This window comes from Streptomyces gobitricini, assembly GCF_039532985.1.
GTDB classification, from domain to species: domain Bacteria; phylum Actinomycetota; class Actinomycetes; order Streptomycetales; family Streptomycetaceae; genus Streptomyces; species Streptomyces gobitricini.
In genome coordinates this window covers 215733-234274 of record NZ_BAAASR010000013.1, presented here as the reverse complement: position 1 = coordinate 234274, position 18542 = coordinate 215733, and the positions used below count along the sequence as shown (strand labels likewise).

Annotated in this window: 12 protein-coding genes; 8 read left to right on the top strand and 4 right to left on the bottom strand. The window is 71.0% G+C overall.

Annotated elements, in window-relative coordinates; translation table 11 throughout:
- From ABD347_RS10735 to recQ, 8 genes are all read left to right on the top strand, one after another.
- The gene (locus tag ABD347_RS10735; protein WP_344359512.1) at nt 1-930 is read left to right on the top strand and encodes a carbohydrate ABC transporter permease; all 930 of its coding nucleotides are present in this window, start codon (nt 1-3) and stop codon (nt 928-930) included.
- Nucleotides 931-1134: 204 nt separating this feature from the next.
- Nucleotides 1135-2334 (top strand): ROK family transcriptional regulator, encoded by a 1200-nt coding sequence (locus ABD347_RS10730; RefSeq protein ID WP_344359510.1) that lies wholly within the window; start codon nt 1135-1137, stop codon nt 2332-2334.
- 122 nt (nt 2335-2456) lie between these two features.
- The gene (locus ABD347_RS10725; RefSeq protein WP_425575619.1) at nt 2457-3554 is read left to right on the top strand and encodes a substrate-binding domain-containing protein; all 1098 of its coding nucleotides are present in this window, start codon (nt 2457-2459) and stop codon (nt 3552-3554) included.
- A 376-nt stretch (nt 3555-3930) separates the two neighbouring features.
- A complete protein-coding gene (locus ABD347_RS10720) occupies nt 3931-4725 on the top strand; it encodes an ATP-binding cassette domain-containing protein (RefSeq protein WP_344359507.1) in 795 nt (264 codons plus the stop codon).
- Nucleotides 4722-6005 carry a sugar ABC transporter permease gene (locus ABD347_RS10715; RefSeq protein WP_344359504.1) on the top strand — a complete coding sequence of 428 codons (1284 nt, stop codon included), beginning with the start codon at nt 4722-4724 and terminating at the stop codon, nt 6003-6005. Before ABD347_RS10720 ends, ABD347_RS10715 begins: the two co-directional genes overlap by 4 nt.
- 188 nt (nt 6006-6193) lie before the next feature.
- Entirely contained in the window at nt 6194-8107 is a 1914-nt protein-coding gene (gene dxs, locus ABD347_RS10710) for a 1-deoxy-D-xylulose-5-phosphate synthase (protein WP_344359502.1), read from the top strand.
- 211 nt (nt 8108-8318) lie between these two features.
- Nucleotides 8319-9803 (top strand): amino acid permease, encoded by a 1485-nt coding sequence (locus ABD347_RS10705; RefSeq protein ID WP_344359854.1) that lies wholly within the window; start codon nt 8319-8321, stop codon nt 9801-9803.
- 100 nt (nt 9804-9903) lie between these two features.
- A complete protein-coding gene (gene recQ / locus ABD347_RS10700) occupies nt 9904-11745 on the top strand; it encodes a DNA helicase RecQ (RefSeq protein ID WP_344359500.1) in 1842 nt (613 codons plus the stop codon).
- A gap of 247 nt (nt 11746-11992) precedes the next feature.
- Here recQ and ABD347_RS10695 read toward each other — a convergent pair whose 3' ends face one another.
- The 4 genes from ABD347_RS10695 to ABD347_RS10680 form a co-directional block, all read right to left on the bottom strand.
- Nucleotides 11993-14122: a 3-hydroxyacyl-CoA dehydrogenase NAD-binding domain-containing protein gene (locus ABD347_RS10695; RefSeq protein WP_344359497.1), complete on the bottom strand. Its 2130-nt coding sequence runs from the start codon at nt 14120-14122 to the stop codon at nt 11993-11995.
- A complete protein-coding gene (locus ABD347_RS10690) occupies nt 14119-15333 on the bottom strand; it encodes a thiolase family protein (RefSeq protein ID WP_344359495.1) in 1215 nt (404 codons plus the stop codon). Before ABD347_RS10690 ends, ABD347_RS10695 begins: the two co-directional genes overlap by 4 nt.
- A gap of 623 nt (nt 15334-15956) precedes the next feature.
- Nucleotides 15957-17252, bottom strand: a complete 1296-nt coding sequence (locus ABD347_RS10685; protein WP_344359492.1) for a ribonuclease D — start codon at nt 17250-17252, stop codon at nt 15957-15959.
- A 78-nt stretch (nt 17253-17330) separates the two neighbouring features.
- Nucleotides 17331-17996, bottom strand: coding sequence for a response regulator transcription factor (locus ABD347_RS10680; protein ID WP_064068756.1), 666 nt, complete (start codon nt 17994-17996; stop codon nt 17331-17333).
- Nucleotides 17997-18542: the final 546 nt, after the last annotated feature.

Below are 18542 nucleotides of genomic sequence, written 5' to 3'. Positions count from 1 at the left end.
ATGACGACCGAAGAGATCGAAGCCGTGACCAAGCGGGGGCCCGCCGCCCCTGCCGAGGTCACCCGGCGGCTCGGCCCCACGGCCGGCCGCACCTCCGAGGGGGGCGTGCTCAACGTCTTCTCCCACGGCATCCTCGTGGTGTGGGCGCTGATGGTGGGCGTGCCGCTGCTGTGGGTGCTGTGGAGCGCCTTCAAGGACAGCAACGGCATCCTGACCGACCCGTGGGGCCTGCCCACCGTCCTGCGCTGGGAGAACTGGTCCAACGCGTGGAACGACGCGAACATGGGCCAGTACTTCGTCAACACCGCGATCGTGGTCGGCGGGTCCGTCGTCGGCACGATGGTGCTCGGGTCGATGGCCGCGTACGTCCTCGCCCGCTTCACCTTCCCCGGCAACCGCTTCATCTACTACCTGTTCGTCGCCGGCATGTCCTTCCCGGTCTTCATGCTGGTCATTCCGCTCTTCTTCGTCCTGCGGGACTTCCCGGGCAGCTCGCTGCTGGCCACGTACCAGGGACTGATCCTGGTCTACATCGCGTACTCGCTGCCGTTCACCGTCTTCTTCATGACGGCGTTCTTCCGTACGCTGCCGACCTCGGTGGCCGAGGCGGCGATGATCGACGGCGCCTCGCACACGCGGACCTTCTTCCAGGTGATGCTGCCGATGGCCAAGCCCGGGCTGATCAGTATCGGCATCTTCAACTTCCTGGGGCAGTGGAACCAGTACCTGCTGCCGATGGTGCTCAACCAGCAGGAGGACAAATACGTCCTCACCCAGGGTCTGGCGATGATCGCGTTGCAGCAGGGTTACGAGAACGACTGGGGCGCCCTGATGGCCGGCATGATGATCGCCATGCTGCCGGTACTGATCGTGTACTCGATCTTCCAGCGGCAGGTGCAGTCCGGCCTCACGGCCGGTGCGCTGAAGTAGTCACATCACGAAACGAAACGGCCCGTCGGTGGAGCCCGCGCTCCCGACGGGCCGTTTTCCTACGGCCAGAGGCAAATATCCGATTTCTCCGCATCTAATTCGCTCATCGGAGGCCTGCAACGCTCAAGGTCTTGACGGGGACCAACCCAAAAGGCTCAGCTTAGAGTTCACATGTTGGAGAAAACGGCAGGAGTGAGTGAGTCGATGGAGACTCCGGGGTCGCAGACATCTCTGCATCGGGCCAATCTCGAGCGGGTCGTGCGCGCGGTGCGTATGGCGGGTTCGCTCACCCAGGCGGAGATCGCCAGGACCACCGGCCTGTCCGCCGCCACGGTCTCCAACATCGTCCGTGAGCTGAAGGACGGCGGCACGGTCGAGGTGACCCCCACGTCGGCGGGCGGCCGCCGGGCCCGCAGCGTCTCGCTCAGCGGGGACGCCGGCATCGTCATCGGCGTCGACTTCGGCCACACGCACCTGCGCGTCGCCGTCGGCAACCTGGCCCACCAGGTGCTCGCCGAGGAGGCGGAGCCGCTCGACGTCGACGCCTCGTCCAAAGAGGGCTTCGACCGGGCGGAGGCGCTGGTCAAACGCTTGATCGCGGCCACCGGGATCGGTCAGGACAAGGTGATCGGCGTCGGGCTCGGTGTCCCCGGCCCCATCGACGTCTCCTCCGGAACTCTCGGCTCCACCGCCATCCTGCCGGGCTGGAGGGGCATCAATCCCAGCGAGGAGCTCTCCAGCCGCCTCGGCGTCCCGGTGTACGTCGACAACGACGCCAACCTCGGCGCGCTCGGCGAGCTGGTCTGGGGCGGCGGGCGCGGGGTCAAGGACCTGGCGTACATCAAGGTCGCCAGCGGTGTCGGCGCCGGCCTGGTGATCGACGGGCAGATCTACCGGGGCCCGGGCGGCACCGCCGGCGAGATCGGGCACATCACGCTCGACGAGTCCGGCCCCGTCTGCCGCTGCGGCAACCGCGGGTGCCTGGAGACGTTCACCGCCGCCCGCTACGTCCTGCCGCTGCTCCAGCCCGGCCACGGGGCGGATCTGACCATGGAGAGGGTCGTGCAGCTGGCGCGCGAGGGCGACCCGGGCTGCCGCCGGGTGATCGGGGACGTCGGGCGGCACATCGGCAGCGGCGTCGCCAACCTGTGCAACCTGCTCAACCCCAGCCGCGTGGTCCTGGGCGGCGACCTCGCCGAGGCCGGGGAACTGGTGCTGGGGCCCATCCGCGAGTCGGTCTCCCGGTACGCCATCCCCAGCGCCGCCCGCCAGCTCTCGGTCGCTCCGGGGGCCCTGGGGGGCCGCGCGGAGGTGCTCGGGGCGCTCGCGCTGGTGCTGAACGAAATGGGTGATTCGACCCTCTTGGAGAACGCCCTCGCGCCGGTCACTCCTGCGTTCACTTAGATAACGGATGGCACCGTTGTCATCTCGTTGTCAATTTACTCCTTGACGACGAGGGTGCGGCCGAGTTGACTTCCAGCCACCTCGGCCGCAACGTCGCGGCCTCGTCAGGGAGGCAACCCCACATGAACGCAATGACGCGACGCATCGTCATAGGCACGGCAGCGGTATCGATGGCCGCTTCCCTCGCCGCTTGTGGCAAGGCGGGCGACGGTGACGCCGGCGACGGTGGAGGCGACGGCAAGACCATCGGTCTGCTGCTGCCGGAGAACAAGACGACCCGCTACGAGACGTTCGACCGCCCGATCATCGAGGCGAAGATCAAGGAACTGTGCGGCGACTGCGAGGTCAAGTACAACAACGCCGCGCAGGACACCGAGACCCAGAAGAAGCAGTTCGACGCGCTCGTCACGCAGGGCGTCAAGGTGATCATCCTCGACGCGGTCGACTACAAGGCCACCAAGTCCTGGGTGCAGCAGGCCGAGAAGAAGGGCGTCAAGGTCGTCGCGTACGACCGCCTGGCCGAGGGCCCGATCGCCGCTTACGTCAGTTACGACAACGAGAAGATCGGCCGCCTCCAGGGCGAGGCCCTGGTCAAGGCGCTCGGCGCCAAGGCCAAGGAGAGCAACGTTGTCATGATCAACGGCTCGCCGACCGACCCCAACGCCCCGCTCTTCAAGAAGGGCGCCCACAGCGTCCTGGACACCGGCGTCAAGAAGGTCGTCTACGAGCAGGACATCCCGGACTGGTCCCCGGACGAGGCCAACAAGAAGATGGGCGCCGCCATCGACTCCCTGGGCAAGAACGGCTTCCAGGGTGTCTACTCCGCCAACGACGGCATGGCCGGTGGCATCATCACCGCCCTCAAGAAGCAGGGCGTCAAGGTCCCGGTCGGTGGCCAGGACGCCGAGCTCGCCGGTCTCCAGCGCATCCTGACGGGCGACCAGGCCTTCACGATCTACAAGCAGATCAAGCCGGAGGCCGAGACCACCGCCGAGATCGCGGTCAAGCTCCTCAAGGGCGAGGACATCGCCGCCCTCACCCCGACCAAGGTCACCAGCCTCACCGGTGAGTTCAAGGACATCCCGGCCAAGCTGTACGACGCGCAGATCGTGACCAAGGAGAACATCGCCTCCACGATCGTCGCGGACAAGGTCTACAAGGCCGCGGACATCTGCACGGCCGAGTACAAGGCCGCCTGCGCCGCCGCCGGCATCAAGTAGCACCGGCTCCTCCCGGACCGGTCCGGTGCCCGCCCCTCCACGCCCCGCGAGCGCGGGCGGGCGCCGGACTCACCTCCCCGGACCCCTCCGTGCCGGCCCGGCCACGCACGCCGCGAGCCGTATCCGCCACCGTCCAGCCACCACCGTCCAGCCACCACCGCCCCGCCCCGCCCGGCGACCGGCCACCGAAGGCGCCCCGCGCTCCGGCCGGCCCCCCCGGACACACGGCCTCCGGCGCACCCCTCGGCCGCACGGCCCCGGCACACGGCGTTGGGACGCGGCGTCGGTACGCGGCCCGCACCGGGCAGCCGGCCGGACGGGTCCCACCCCTCATGCCTCACGCACCACCATCCCCGCCGGACAGGCGGCGAAGGAGATGATTCACGTGTTCGCTACGCCCGTGTTGGCGTTGCGCGGAGTCTCCAAGCGGTTCGGCGCCGTCCAAGCGCTCACCGACGTAGACCTGGAGATCCACGCCGGTGAGGTCGTCGCCCTGGTCGGCGACAACGGCGCCGGCAAGTCGACGCTCGTCAAGACCATCTCGGGAGTCCACCCCATCGATGAAGGCGCCATCGAGTGGGAGGGCAGCGAGGTCAGGATCCAGCGGCCGAACGACGCCCAGGAACTCGGCGTCGCGACCGTCTACCAGGACCTCGCGCTCTGCGACAACCTCGACGTCGTCGCCAACCTCTTCCTCGGCAGCGAGCTGAAGAGCCTCTCCGTCCTCGACGAGATCGCGATGGAGAAGCGCGCCAAGGAGTTGCTGGACACCCTGTCCATCCGCATCCCGAGCGTCCGCATCCCGGTCGCCGCCCTCTCCGGCGGTCAGCGCCAGGTCGTCGCCATCGCCCGCGCCCTGATCGGCGACCCCAAGATCGTCATCCTGGACGAGCCGACCGCCGCCCTCGGCGTCGAGCAGACCGCCCAGGTGCTCGACCTGGTCGAGCGGCTGCGTGAGCGCGGCCACGGCGTCATCCTCATCAGCCACAACATGGCCGACGTACGCGCCGTCGCCGACAAGGTCGCCGTCCTGCGCCTGGGCCGCAACAACGGTGTCTTCGACGTCAAGGACACCAGCCACGAAGAAATCATCGCCGCGATCACCGGCGCCACGGACAACGCCGTGACCCGCCGGCAGGCGCGTACGGCCACGAAGGAGGACGCGAAGTGAGCGACCTCACCAAGACCCCCGCCCCCGGCGCGGAGCAGTCCGCCGCCCCCGTCCCGGCCGTCGACCCGCGCCTGCTCGTCCGCGAAGAGGGCCTCAAGGGCTACTGGACCGAGTTCACCCGCAAGGTGCGCGGGGGCGAGCTGGGCTCCCTGCCGGTGTTCATCGGCCTCGTCGTCATCGCGATCGTCTTCCAGTCGCAGAACAGCAACTTCCTCTCCGCCAGTTCCGTCGCCAACATCGCCGTCTACACCTCCGGCCTCGGCATCATGGCGGTCGGCATCGTCTTCGTCCTGCTCCTCGGCGAGATCGACCTGTCGGTCGGTTCCGTGGCGGGCGTCGGCGCCGCCGTCTGGGCGGTCCTCAACGTCAGCAACGGCATGAACGACTGGCTCGCCGTCGCCATCGCCGTCCTCTCCGGCCTCGCCCTCGGCCTCCTCCACGGCTTCTTCTTCGCCAAGATCGGCGTACCGGCGTTCGTCGTCACCCTCGCCGGCTTCCTCGGCTGGAGCGGCCTGCAGATCTGGCTCATGGGCCAGGAGGGCTCCATCAACGCCCCTACCGGCAGCGTCGTGGAGCACCTGACCGGCTACTACTTCGAGGACAAGGCCGCCGCGTACGGCCTCGCCCTGGTCGCCGTCCTCGCCTACGCGGGCTCGCTCCTGCTGGACAGCAAGCGCCGCAAGGCCGCCGCGCTGCCGGCCCGCCCGGTCGGCGAGATCGTGCTGCGCGCCGGCTTCGTCGCCGTCCTGTGCTTCGTCGTGGCGTACGTCCTCAACGAGCCCGCCGGCGCCCGCGGCCTGCCGCTCGCGCTGGTGCTCTTCCTCGCCGTCCTGGTCGTCGCCGACTTCGTCGCCCGCCGCACCACCTTCGGCCGGCAGGTCTTCGCGGTCGGTGGCAACGCCGAGGCGGCCCGCCGCGCCGGTATCAACGTCGACCGGGTCCGCATCCTGGTCTTCGGCCTCTCGGGCCTGCTCGCCGCCTTCGGCGGTCTCTTCGTGGCCAGCCTCTCCGGCGGTGCGACCAAGAGCCTGGGCGGCGGCAACACCCTGATGCTCGTCATCGCGGCGGCCGTCATCGGCGGCACCAGCCTCTTCGGCGGCCGCGGCAAGGTCTGGTCCGCGCTGCTCGGCATGATCGTGATCCAGTCGATCCAGCAGGGCCTGAACATGCTCGGCATGGCGTCCGAGATCCAGTACATGATCACCGGCGCGGTGCTCCTCGCCGCCGTCGTGATCGACTCGGTCTCCCGCCGTACGCAGAAGACCGCAGGCCGCGCTTAGTGTGACCCCGTCCTGTGGTCGAATGTGACCACCGCAATGCCCGGCGCCCTCAACCGGCGCCGGGCATTGCCGCGTCTGAGCCCATGACGCGACGCGATTACGCACCGCCCGATGACCACCGTCCGCGGCGGAACATTAGACTCGGCAAAATCGGCAGCTCGACCAGCTCAACACGCAAGGAGGCACGGGTGGCTCTGCTGACCCGTATCACGGGCCCGCGCGACCTCGACCGGCTCTCCCCGGAGCAGCTGGACCAGCTGGCCGCGGAGATCCGGTCCTTCCTGGTGGACGCCGTCTCCAAGACCGGCGGCCACCTCGGTCCCAATCTGGGCGTGGTCGAGCTGACCATCGCCCTGCACCGGGTCTTCGAGTCCCCCAAGGACAAGATCCTCTGGGACACCGGTCACCAGTCCTACGTCCACAAGCTGCTCACCGGCCGCCAGGACTTCTCCAGGCTCAAGATGAAGGGCGGCCTGTCCGGCTACCCGGCGCGCGCCGAGTCCGAGCACGACGTCATCGAGAACAGCCACGCCTCCACCGTCCTCGGCTGGGCCGACGGCCTGGCCAAGGCCAACGAGGTCCTCGACCGGGACGACCACGTCGTCGCCGTCATCGGTGACGGCGCCCTCACCGGCGGTATGGCCTGGGAGGCGCTCAACAACATCGCCGAGGCCAAGGACCGCCCGCTCGTCATCGTCGTCAACGACAACGAGCGCTCCTACGCCCCCACCATCGGCGGCCTCGCCAACCACCTCGCCACGCTCCGCACCACCGACGGCTACGAGCGCTTCCTGGCCCGTACGAAGGAGATCCTCGACCGCACGCCGGTCGTGGGGAAGCCGCTGTACGAGACGCTGCACGGCGCCAAGAAGGGCCTGAAGGACTTCATCGCGCCGCAGGGCATGTTCGAGGACCTCGGCCTGAAGTACGTCGGCCCCATCGACGGCCACGACATCGAGGCCCTGGAGTCCGCGCTGACCCGCGCCAAGCGGTTCGGCGGACCGGTCATCGTGCACTGCCTCACCGAGAAGGGCCGCGGCTACCAGCCCGCCCTGGCCGACGAGGCCGACCGCTTCCACGCCGTCGGCAAGATCCACCCGGACACCGGCCTGCCGATCTCCTCCTCCGGCGCCGACTGGACCGGCGTCTTCGCCGACGAGATGGTCGAGCTCGGCCATGAGCGCGAGGACATCGTCGCCATCACCGCGGCCATGCTCCAGCCGGTCGGCCTCGACAAGTTCGCGAAGGCCTTTCCCGACCGGGTCTACGACGTCGGCATCGCCGAGCAACACGGGGCCGTCTCCGCGGCCGGCCTCGCCACCGGCGGCCTCCACCCGGTGTTCGCCGTGTACGCCACGTTCCTCAACCGCGCCTTCGACCAGGTCCTGATGGACGTCGCCCTGCACAAGTGCGGAGTGACGTTCGTCCTCGACCGGGCCGGCGTCACCGGCACCGACGGCGCCTCCCACAACGGCATGTGGGACATGTCGATCCTCCAGGTCGTCCCCGGCCTGCGGATCGCCGCCCCGCGCGACGCCGACCAGGTCCGCGCGCAGCTGCGCGAGGCCGTCGAGGTCGACGACGCGCCGACCGTCGTGCGCTACTCCAAGGGCGCGGTCGGCCCGGCCGTCGAGGCCGTGGGCCGGATCGGCGGCATGGACGTGCTGCGCGAGGCTGGCGCCGACCGGCCGGACGTCCTGCTGGTCTCCGTCGGCGCGCTCGCTCCCATGTGCCTGGAGATCGCCGATCTGCTCGACAAGCAGGGCATCTCCACCACCGTCGTCGACCCGCGCTGGGTCAAGCCGGTCGACGAGGCCATGGCGCCGCTCGCCGACCGCCACCGCGTCGTCGTCACCGTCGAGGACAACGGCCGCGTCGGCGGCGTCGGCTGTGCGGTCGCCCAGGCACTGCGCGACGCCGGCGTCGACGTACCGCTGCGCGACTTCGGCATCCCGCCGCGCTTCCTCGACCACGCCTCCCGCAAGGAGGTCATGACCGAGATCGGGCTCACCGCCCCGGACATCGCCCGCCAGGTCACCGGCCTGGTCTCCAAGCTGGACGGCAGGTACGAGCAGGCGGAGGTCGAGGCCACCCGCGACTGACGCCGTCCCGTAGCGCCGCCCGCCGGGCAGCGCGTCGGGCAGCGCGTTGGGCCGGTCGGAGCACCCCGAGGGGTTTCCGGCCGGTCCATTCGTGTGAATGGGCTTCCCAGGGCGGGCGCGGCCGGTGTGCCCCTCTCGATCATGGGCGGGAGAGGCCGATGGCTACGGAGGTACGCCGGTGAGTATGGGCCAGCAGTCACGCGACACCGGGATGTTCCGGACCAAGAGCGTCGAGCAGTCGATCCAGGACACCGAGGAGCCCGAACACGCACTGAAGAAGTCGCTGTCCGCCTGGGACCTGACGGTCTTCGGCGTCGGCGTCATCATCGGCACCGGCATCTTCGTCCTCACGGGCAAGGTCGCGAAGGAGAACGCGGGACCGGCGACCGCGCTGGCGTTCGTCGCCGCCGGTATCGTCTGCGCGCTGGCCGCCCTGTGCTACGCAGAGTTCGCCTCCACGGTGCCCGTGGCCGGTTCGGCGTACACCTTCGCGTACGCCTCGCTCGGCGAGCTGCCGGCGTGGATCATCGGCTGGGACCTCGTCCTGGAGTTCGCCCTCGGCACCGCGGTGGTCGCCGTCGGCTGGTCCGGCTACGTGCGCTCGCTGATGGACAACGTCGACTGGCACCTGCCCGCCTGGCTCCAGGGCCCCGACGCGGTGGGCGGCACCTTCGACCTGCTCGCCTTCGTCCTGGTCCTGGTGCTCACCGCGGTCCTGGTCGTCGGGATGAAGCTGTCGGCCCGCATCACCGCGATCGTGGTGGCCATCAAGGTCACCGTGGTCATGATCGTGATCATCGCGGGGCTGTTCTTCGTCGTCGGGGACAACTACTCGCCCTTCATCCCCGAGGCGGTGACCCCGGAGACCCAGTCCGGCTGGGACGCCTCCCTGGTCCAGACGGTCTTCGGCTACGAGCCGACGAACTTCGGCGTCATGGGCATCTTCACCGCCGCCTCCGTCGTCTTCTTCGCCTTCATCGGCTTCGACGTCGTCGCCACCGCCGCCGAGGAGACCAAGGTGCCGCAGCGGGACATGCCGCGCGGCATCCTCGGCTCGCTCCTCATCTGCACCGTGCTGTACGTGGCGGTCTCCCTGGTCGTCACCGGCATGCAGCATTACTCCGACCTGTCCGTCAGCGCACCGCTCGCCGACGCCTTCAAGTCGGTGGGACGCCCCTTCTTCGCCGGTGTGATCAGCTTCGGCGCCTCGGTCGGCCTCACGACCGTGTGCCTCATCCTGCTCCTCGGCCAGACCCGGGTGTTCTTCGCGATGAGCCGCGACGGGCTGCTGCCGCGGTTCTTCTCCGTCACGCACCCGAGGTTCCGCACCCCGTACCGGCCCACCATCCTGCTCGGCGTGGTCATCGCCTTCGTCGCCGGCTTCACCAGCATCGACGAGCTGGCGACCCTGGTGAACATCGGCACCCTCTTCGCCTTCGTGGTCGTCGCGATCGGCGTGATCATCCTGCGCCGCACCCGCCCCGACCTGCCGCGGGCGTTCCGCACCCCCTGGGTGCCGGCCGTCCCGATCCTGTCCGTGGCCGCCTCGGTGTGGCTGATGCTCAACCTGCCGAACGAGACGTGGTTCCGCTTCGCCGTCTGGATGGCGATCGGCATCGTCGTCTACTTCCTGTACGGGCGCTCCCGCAGCCGTCTGGGCCGTCGCGGGCAGCCGGCGGGCACCAAGGCCTCGTAGCCGTAGCCGTAGCCGTAGCCGTAGCCGTCGCCGTAGCAGACCGCCGGCCGCCCCGATCGCCGTTTGGGCCGTTCGGGGCGGCCGCTCGTAGAATCGGCGGATGACTTCCCCCGGCGACCACCACGAGACCGACGACGCCCTGCGGGTGCTGGGCAAGGTCTTCGGCTACGACTCCTTCCGAGGGCAGCAGCGGGAGATCATCGACCATGTGGTGGGCGGCGGTGACGCCCTGGTCCTCATGCCGACCGGTGGCGGCAAGTCGCTCTGCTACCAGATCCCCGCACTGGTGCGCCCGGGCGTCGGAGTCGTCGTCTCGCCGCTCATCGCCCTCATGCAGGACCAGGTCGACGCGCTGCGGGCGGCCGGGGTGCGCGCCGGGTTCCTCAACTCCACCCAGGACCTGGACGAGCGGCGGCTGGTGGAGGCCGAGTTCGCCGCCGGTGAGCTGGACCTGCTGTACCTGGCGCCGGAGCGGCTGCGGGTCGAGTCCACGCTCCAGCTGCTGCGGCGCGGCAGCATCTCGCTGTTCGCCATCGACGAGGCGCACTGCGTCGCCCAGTGGGGCCACGACTTCCGGCCCGACTACCTCCAGCTGTCCACGCTCCACGAGCGGTGGCCGGACGTGCCGCGCATCGCCCTCACGGCGACCGCCACCCGCGCCACCCACGCCGAGATCGCCACGCGGCTGAACCTCGACGACGCCCGGCACTTCGTGGCGAGCTTCGACCGCCCCAACATCCAGTACCGCATCGCCCCCAAGAACGAGCCCAGGCGGCAGCTGCTGGAGCTGATCCGCGGCGAGCACGCGGGCGACGCGGGCATCGTGTACTGCCTGTCTCGGGCCTCCGTCGAGAAGACGTCGGCGTTCCTGGTGGAGAACGGCGTCGACGCCGTCCCGTACCACGCGGGCCTCGACGCGGCGACCCGCGCCCGGAACCAGTCCCGGTTCCTCCGCGAGGACGGGCTCGTCGTCGTCGCGACGATCGCCTTCGGTATGGGCATCGACAAGCCCGACGTACGCTTCGTGGCCCACCTCGACCTGCCGAAGTCGGTGGAGGGCTACTACCAGGAGACCGGCCGCGCCGGGCGCGACGGGCTGCCGTCCACGGCGTGGCTGGCGTACGGGCTCCAGGACGTCGTCCAGCAGCGCAAGATGATCGACGGCTCCGAGGGCGACGCCGAGCACCGCCGCAGGCTCGCCGCGCACCTCGACGCCATGCTCGCGCTGTGCGAGACGGTGGAGTGCCGCCGGGTGCGGCTGCTGGCCTACTTCGGCCAGGAGTCGACGGCGTGCGGCAACTGCGACACCTGCCTGTCGCCGCCGAAGTCGTGGGACGGCACGATCGCCGCCCAGAAGCTGCTGTCGGCCGTCGTCCGGCTGAAGCGGGAGCGGAACCAGAAGTTCGGCGCCGGCCAGATCATCGACATCCTGCTGGGCCGCAAGACGGCGAAGGTCATCCAGTTCGACCACGACGCCCTGAGCGTCTTCGGAATCGGTGCCGAGCTGAACGAGTCCCAGTGGCGCGGCGTCGTGCGCCAGCTCCTCGCCCAGGGCCTCCTCGCGGTCGAGGGCGACTACGGCACGCTGGTCCTGACCGACACCTCCGCCGACGTCCTGGGCGGCCGCCGCGAGGTGCTGCTGCGCAGCGAACCGGAACGCCCGGCCCGGGCGGGCAGGTCCGGCGCCGCCGCCAAGCGCGCCGCGGTCGCCGACCTGCCCGAGGAGGCCCAGCCGGTCTTCGAACGGCTCCGCGCCTGGCGCGCGGCGACCGCGAAGGAGCAGGGCGTGCCCGCGTACGTCATCTTCCACGACGCCACCCTCCGCGAGATCGCCGCGGCCCCGCCCACGACCATCGAGGAACTGGGCGGCGTCAGCGGCGTGGGCGAGAACAAGCTCGCCAAGTACGGCGAGGCCGTCCTCGCCGCGCTCGCCACCCCCTGACCGCACCCCGGCCGCCCCGGCGCGCCGCACGGGCGGCCACCGTCGGGGCGGGGTTCCGAAGCGCGGGGCTTCCCCGGCCGCCCCGTGCCGGATCGCGCCGTGCCCCCCGCCCCGTGCCCGGTCCCCCCCCCGAGCCCGCGCGGGAGAGCGGTCCGGGGAGCGGCGGCTCCGCCGGGCCGGAGAACGGCGGACGGGCCGCGGGGGGAAGTCCCCCGCGGCCCGTCCGGCAGGCTCGCTTGGTGGCGCGTTACGCCGGGACGCTCGCCACGCCCTGCGCCAGGAAACGCTTGCCGTTCACGCGCTCCGACACGCCCTCGCGGTCCAGGTACGGCGTGATGCCGCCCAGGTGGAAGGGCCAGCCGGCACCCGTGATGAGGCAGAGGTCGATGTCCTGGGCCTCGGCGACGACACCCTCGTCCAGCATCAGACCGATCTCCTGCGCCACCGCGTCCAGGACGCGGTCCCGCACCTGCTGCTCGGTCAGGACGACGTCGCCCTGCTTCAGCAGCGCCGCGACCTCGGGGTCCAGCTCGGGCTTGCCCGAGTCGTAGACGTAGAAGCCGCGCTTGCCCGCCTTGACGACGGCCGCGAGGTTCGGGGAGACGGTGAAGCGGTCCGGGAAGGCACGGTTCAGCGTCTCGGAGACGTGCAGGCCGATCGCCGGGCCGACCAGCTCCAGGAGCACCAGCGGGGACATCGGCAGACCGAGTGGCTCGATGGCCTTCTCCGCGGTCTCCACCGGCGTGCCCTCGTCGATGACGTTCTGGATCTCGCCCATGAAGCGGGTGAGGATGCGGTTCACCACGAACGCCGGGGCGTCCTTCGTCAGGACGGCCGTCTTCTTCAGCTTCTTCGCGACACCGAACGCGGTCGCCAGCGACGCGTCGTCCGTCTGCTCACCGCGGACGATCTCCAGCAGCGGGAGGACCGCGACCGGGTTGAAGAAGTGGAAGCCGACCACACGCTCCGGGTGCTGGAGCTTGGAGGCCATCTCCGACACCGACAGCGAGGAGGTGTTGGTGGCGAGGATCGCGTGCGCCGGGGCGACCGCCTCGACCTCCGCGAACACCTTCTGCTTGACCGACATCTCCTCGAACACGGCCTCGATGATGAAGTCCGCGTCCGCGAAGCCCTCGGCCTTGTCCAGGACGCCCGACACCAGGCCCTTGAGGCGGTTGGCCTTGTCCTGGTTGATGCGGCCCTTGCCGAGCAGCTTGTCGATCTCGCCGTGGACGTAGCCCACGCCCTTGTCGACGCGCTCCTGGTCGATGTCCGTCAGGACGACCGGCACCTCGAGGCGGCGCAGGAAGAGCAGCGCCAGCTGCGAGGCCATCAGACCCGCGCCGACGACGCCGACCTTGCTGACCGGGCGGGCCAGGCTCTTGTCCGGCGCGCCGGCCGGGCGCTTGGCGCGCTTCTGGACCAGGTTGAAGGCGTAGATGCCGGCGCGCAGCTCGCCGCCCATGATGAGGTCGGCCAGCGCCGCGTCCTCGGCGTCGAAGCCCTTCTGGAGGTCGCCGTCCTTGGCCGCCTCGATGATGTCCAGGGCGCGGTACGCGGCCGGGGCCGCACCGTGCACCTTGGAGTCCGCGATGAACCGGCCGCGGGCGACCGCCGCGTCCCAGGCCTCGCCGCGGTCGACGTCCGCGCGCTCGACCACGATCTCGCCCTTGAGGACGGCCGCGGTCCACAGCAGCGACTGCTCCAGGAAGTCCGCGCCCTCGAAGATCGCGTCGGCGATACCGAGCTCGTGGACCTGCGCGCCCTTGAGCTGCTTGTTCTGGTTGAGCGAGTTCTCGATGATCACCGAGACCGCGCGGTCGGCGCCGATCAGGTTCGGCAGGATGGCGCAGCCGCCCCAGCCGGGGACCAGGCCCAGGAAGACCTCGGGCAGCGAGAACGCCGGCAGGGCCGCCGACACGGTGCGGTAGGTGCAGTGCAGACCGACCTCGACACCGCCGCCCATGGCCGCGCCGTTGTAGTACGCGAACGTCGGCACGCCCAGCGACGACAGCCGCTTGAAGACGTCGTGGCCGCCCTTGCCGATGGCCAGTGCGTCCTCGTGGCGCTTGAGCAGCTCGACGCCCTTGAGGTCGGCGCCGACGGCGAAGATGAACGGCTTGCCGGTGATGCCGGCACCGACGATGGTGCCCTCGGCCGCCTCCTTCTCGACCTGGTCGATGGCGGTGTTGAGATTCGCCAGCGACTGCGGCCCGAAGGTGGTCGGCTTGGTGTGGTCGAAGCCGTTGTCCAGCGTGATCAGCGCGAACCGGCCGGCCGCGGACGGCAGGTCGAAGTGGCGTACGTGGGCGGTGGTGACGACCTCGTCCGGGAACAGCTCGGCCGCACCCTTCAGAAGCTCAGCGGTGGTGCTCACTTGCCCTCCCAGTGGGGGTTTTCCCAGATGACCGTGGCGCCCATGCCGAAGCCGACGCACATGGTGGTGAGGCCGTAACGGACCTCAGGCTGCTCCTCGAACTGCCGCGCCAGCTGCGTCATCAGACGTACGCCGGAGGAGGCGAGGGGGTGGCCGAAGGCGATGGCGCCGCCGTACTGGTTGACGCGCGCGTCGTCGTCGGCGATGCCGTAGTGGTCGAGGAAGGCCAGCACCTGGACGGCGAAGGCCTCGTTGATTTCGAAGAGGTTGATGTCCTCGATCGAGAGTCCGGCCTTGGCGAGGGCCTTCTCGGTCGCCGGGATCGGGCCGTAGCCCATGACCTCCGGCTCGACGCCGGCGAAGGCGTACGAGACGAGGCGCATCTTGACCGGCAGGCCGTTCTCGCGGGCGAAGTCCTCGGACGCGATGATCGACGCGGTGGCGCCGTCGTTGAGCCCCGCGGCGTTACCGGCGGTGACGTTGCCGTGGACGCGGAACGGCGTCTTCAGGTTCGCCAGCGACTCCAGGGTCGTACCCGGGCGCATCGGCTCGTCGGCGGTGACCAGGCCCCAGCCGGTCTCGCCGGCCTCGGCGTTGGTGCGGCGTACCGAGATCGGCACCAGGTCGGCCTGGATCTTGCCGTTGGCGTACGCCTTGGCGGCCTTCTCCTGGGAGCGCACGGCGTACTCGTCGGCGCGCTGCTTGGTGATGTGCGGGTAGCGGTCGTGCAGGTTCTCGGCGGTCATGCCCATGAACAGGGCGGACTCGTCGACCAGCTTCTCGCTGACGAACCGCGGGTTCGGGTCGACGCCCTCGCCCATGGGGTGGCGGCCCATGTGCTCGACACCACCGGCGATGACGGCGTCGTACGCACCGAAGGCGACCGAGCCGGCGACCGAGGTCACGGCGGTCAGCGCGCCGGCGCACATGCGGTCGACGGAGTAACCGGGCACCGACTGCGGCAGGCCCGCGAGGATGCCGGCGGTGCGGCCGATGGTCAGGCCCTGGTCGCCGATCTGGGTGGTCGCGGCGATGGCGACCTCGTCGATCTTCGCGGGGTCCAGGCCGGGGTTGCGGCGCAGCAGCTCCCGGATGGCCTTCACGACGAGATCGTCGGCGCGGGTCTCGTGGTAGATGCCCTTCGGGCCCGCCTTGCCGAACGGGGTGCGGACGCCGTCGACGAAGACGACGTCCCTGATGGTACGAGGCACGATGGCTCTCCTCCAGGGTGCGGGATGGCACTGCTGCGGGCACGCGGCTAAGCGCGCGCTTGCACACCCCATGCTACTTGCGGGTAACCAGGCTGCACAGTCCCCCCGCCCGGAGCGGTGAAGGTCACACTCCGCAACGGCCGAGGAGAACGGCCTCTGCCCGACGGGCCGGAACGGTCGGTGGACACGGGGGACACCGGAGGGCCCCGGCCGGACCCGGGACACCGTCCGCCGGAACGGGGCGACGGCGGACGCGGGGCGGCGTCCTCGGCGGAAGTGTGCCCGCCCTCATCCTGTACGGGAACCACGGCGGGCACGTGAACACCACGCCGCCGGACCCGGACCCGGACCCGGAGCTCGACCTCCCTGCCCGGCGCCCCCCGACGCCGCTGCGGGCACCACAAGCTCGTGGCCGGGCCGTCCCGCACCGGGCACGTCCCGTCGGGAGGGATCCGGCGCGGGAACGCGCACGGTCCGCCGAAGCACTGGCACGGACAGCGCGAGGCCGACGGCGGGACCCAGGGCGTCTTCGGTACGACCGGACGGCGGGATCGGCCCGGCCCCCGGCACGGCGGCGCCCCCGGCCGTGCCGACGTGCCGGGCGGGGGCCGCCGGGCCGGAGGTCAGCCCTCGGCGTTTGTCAGCGCCGTCGCCAGCACCGGCGTGACCTGCTCGATCTGCCAGGGCCGCGCGCCGTATCCGGCGAGCGCGCCCGCCACCGACTCGGCGGTGATCTCGGCGGGCGGCTCCCAGCACACCCGGCGCACCGTGTCCGGCGTGATCAGGTTCTCCGGCGGCAGGTTCAGCGACTCGGCGAGCGCCGAGACGGCCGTACGGGCCGCGGAGAGCCGCGCCGCGGCGACCGGGTCCTTGTCTGCCCAGGCGCGCGGCGGGGGCGGCCCCTGCACCGGCTGGCCCGGCTGCGGCAGCTCGGCGTCGGGCAGCGCCTTCGCCCGGTCCACCGCCGCCTGCCACTGCTCCAGCTGGCGGCGGCCCATGCGGTGCCCGAACCCGGGCAGAGCGGTCAGCGCCTGCACATTGGGGGGCAGGGCGAGGGCCGCCTCGACGATCGCGGCGTCGCTCAGCACCTTGCCGGGCGACACGTCACGCCGCTGGGCGATCCGGTCGCGGGCGGTCCACAGCTCCCGTACGACCGCCATCTGCCGGCGCCGGCGGACCTTGTGCATGCCGGACGTCCGGCGCCACGGGTCCTTGCGGGGCGGGGGCGGCGGGGCGGAGGCGATCGCGTCGAACTCCTGGTACGCCCACTCCAGCTTGCCCTGCCGGTCCAGCTCCTTCTCCAGCGCGTCACGCAGGTCGACGAGGAGCTCGACGTCCAGCGCGGCGTACCGGAGCCAGGGCTCGGGCAGCGGACGGGTCGACCAGTCCACCGCCGAGTGGCCCTTCTCCAGGGCGTACCCCAGCACCGACTCCACCATCGCGCCGAGGCCGACGCGCGGGAAGCCCGCCAGGCGGCCGGCCAGCTCGGTGTCGAACAGCCGGGTGGGCATCATGCCTATTTCGCGCAGGCACGGCAGGTCCTGGGTGGCGGCGTGCAGGATCCACTCCACGCCGGCCAGCGCCTCGCCGAGCCCGGACAGGTCCGGGCAGCCGACCGGGTCGATCAGCGCGCTGCCCGCGCCCTCGCGGCGCAGCTGCACGAGGTAGGCGCGCTGGCCGTAGCGGTACCCCGACGCGCGCTCGGCGTCGACGGCCACGGGGCCGGTGCCACGCGCGAAGGCGGCGATCACGTCGGCGAGGGCATGCTCGTCGGCCACCACGGGCGGGATGCCCTCGCGGGGCTCGAGCAAGGGGATCGGCGTCTCGTCGACTACGCCGTCTGCGACGCCGTCGTCCGGAGGGCCGCCCCCGGCGGTGCGCAGTGCTGTCTCTGCTGCGGTCTCTTGGGCGTCGGTCACCTGTCAAGGGTATCTGTCAACGGCAGGCGCCCGCCGACGGAACGTTCCGTCGACGGGCGCGGGGGTGGGGTGAACCGGTCAGTGGATGATTCCCGTACGAAGTGCCACGGCGACCATCCCGGCCCGGTCGCCGGTGCCCAGCTTGCGGGCGATCCGTGCCAGGTGGCTCTTGACGGTCAGCGCGGACAGGCCCATCGACACGCCGATGGCCTTGTTCGACTGGCCCTCCGCGACCAGTCGGAGCACCTCGACCTCACGGCCGGAGAGCTCGCGGTAGCCGCCCGGGTGGCTCGGGGCACCCGGGGGGCGGCGGTGGCCGAGCCGAGCGGCCGCGGCGCCGATGGGGGCGGCGCCGGGCCGGGTCGGGTGGCCGATGTTCGTACGGGTACCGGTGACGACATAGCCCTTGACGCCCCCGGCGAGGGCGTTGCGTACGGCGCCGATGTCGTCGGCCGCCGAAAGCGCGAGCCCGTTGGGCCAGCCGGCGGCACGGGTCTCGGACAGCAGGGTGAGCCCGGAGCCATCGGGCAGGTGGACGTCGGCAACGCAGATGTCGCGCGGGCTGCCGACGCGGGGACGAGCCTCCGCGATGGACGACGCCTCGATGACGTCACGCACTCCGAGAGCCCACAGGTGGCGGGTGACGGTGGAGCGGACGCGCGGGTCGGCCACGACGACCATGGCCGTCGGCTTGTTCGGGCGGTAGGCGACCAGGCTTGCGGGCTGCTCGAGGAGAACGGACACCAGGCCTCCTGGGAAGGTGCGGGACACAGCCGGCTCGGGGAAGAAGCCGGGCGAACCGTGTTTGAAGGGTCACAGACCTCTTCGGCAGCCCATGCGCCCGCCTTTAGGGGAAGATCACGATTTAGTGAGTAACAATTGGGGCAATTCGGACGGGCGATCGATCATCCTACGAGCGCCCCATCCCGCGCGGGGCGCCCGCCGGCCCCCCGCGCCATGCCCCGAGCGCCGGATTGAAGCCGGTGAGGGCGGGGAACACGGGCGTCGGCCGTTCGCCGCGTCCGGCCGCGGCGCCGGAAGCGCGCAGCCTACGCCCGCGCGGAACCCCGTCGTCCCCACGGTGACGCCCGGAGGCGTCGCCTTGACGCCCCGCCGCCCCGGTTGGGCGTCGCATCGATGCGCGGCGCGGCGGTCGCCGAGCCCCGGCGCCACCCCCGCGGGCGCTGAACGCGGACCCGGTCGGGGCCCGCCCGCAGCCGTCCCGGCCTCGCCGCCGCGCCCGACCCTGCTGTCCGCCCGCCCCGGTACCGCCGCGCAGGCCGCCCGGTC

Coding starts and splice junctions, on each gene's coding strand:
- ABD347_RS10720 (WP_344359507.1), top strand. CDS start 3,931: ATGATTCACGTGTTCGCTACGCCCGTGTTGGCGTTGCGCGGAGTCTCC.
- ABD347_RS10730 (WP_344359510.1), top strand. CDS start 1,135: ATGGAGACTCCGGGGTCGCAGACATCTCTGCATCGGGCCAATCTCGAG.
- recQ (WP_344359500.1), top strand. CDS start 9,904: ATGACTTCCCCCGGCGACCACCACGAGACCGACGACGCCCTGCGGGTG.
- ABD347_RS10705 (WP_344359854.1), top strand. CDS start 8,319: ATGTTCCGGACCAAGAGCGTCGAGCAGTCGATCCAGGACACCGAGGAG.
- ABD347_RS10735 (WP_344359512.1), top strand. CDS start 1: ATGACGACCGAAGAGATCGAAGCCGTGACCAAGCGGGGGCCCGCCGCC.
- ABD347_RS10725 (WP_425575619.1), top strand. CDS start 2,457: ATGAACGCAATGACGCGACGCATCGTCATAGGCACGGCAGCGGTATCG.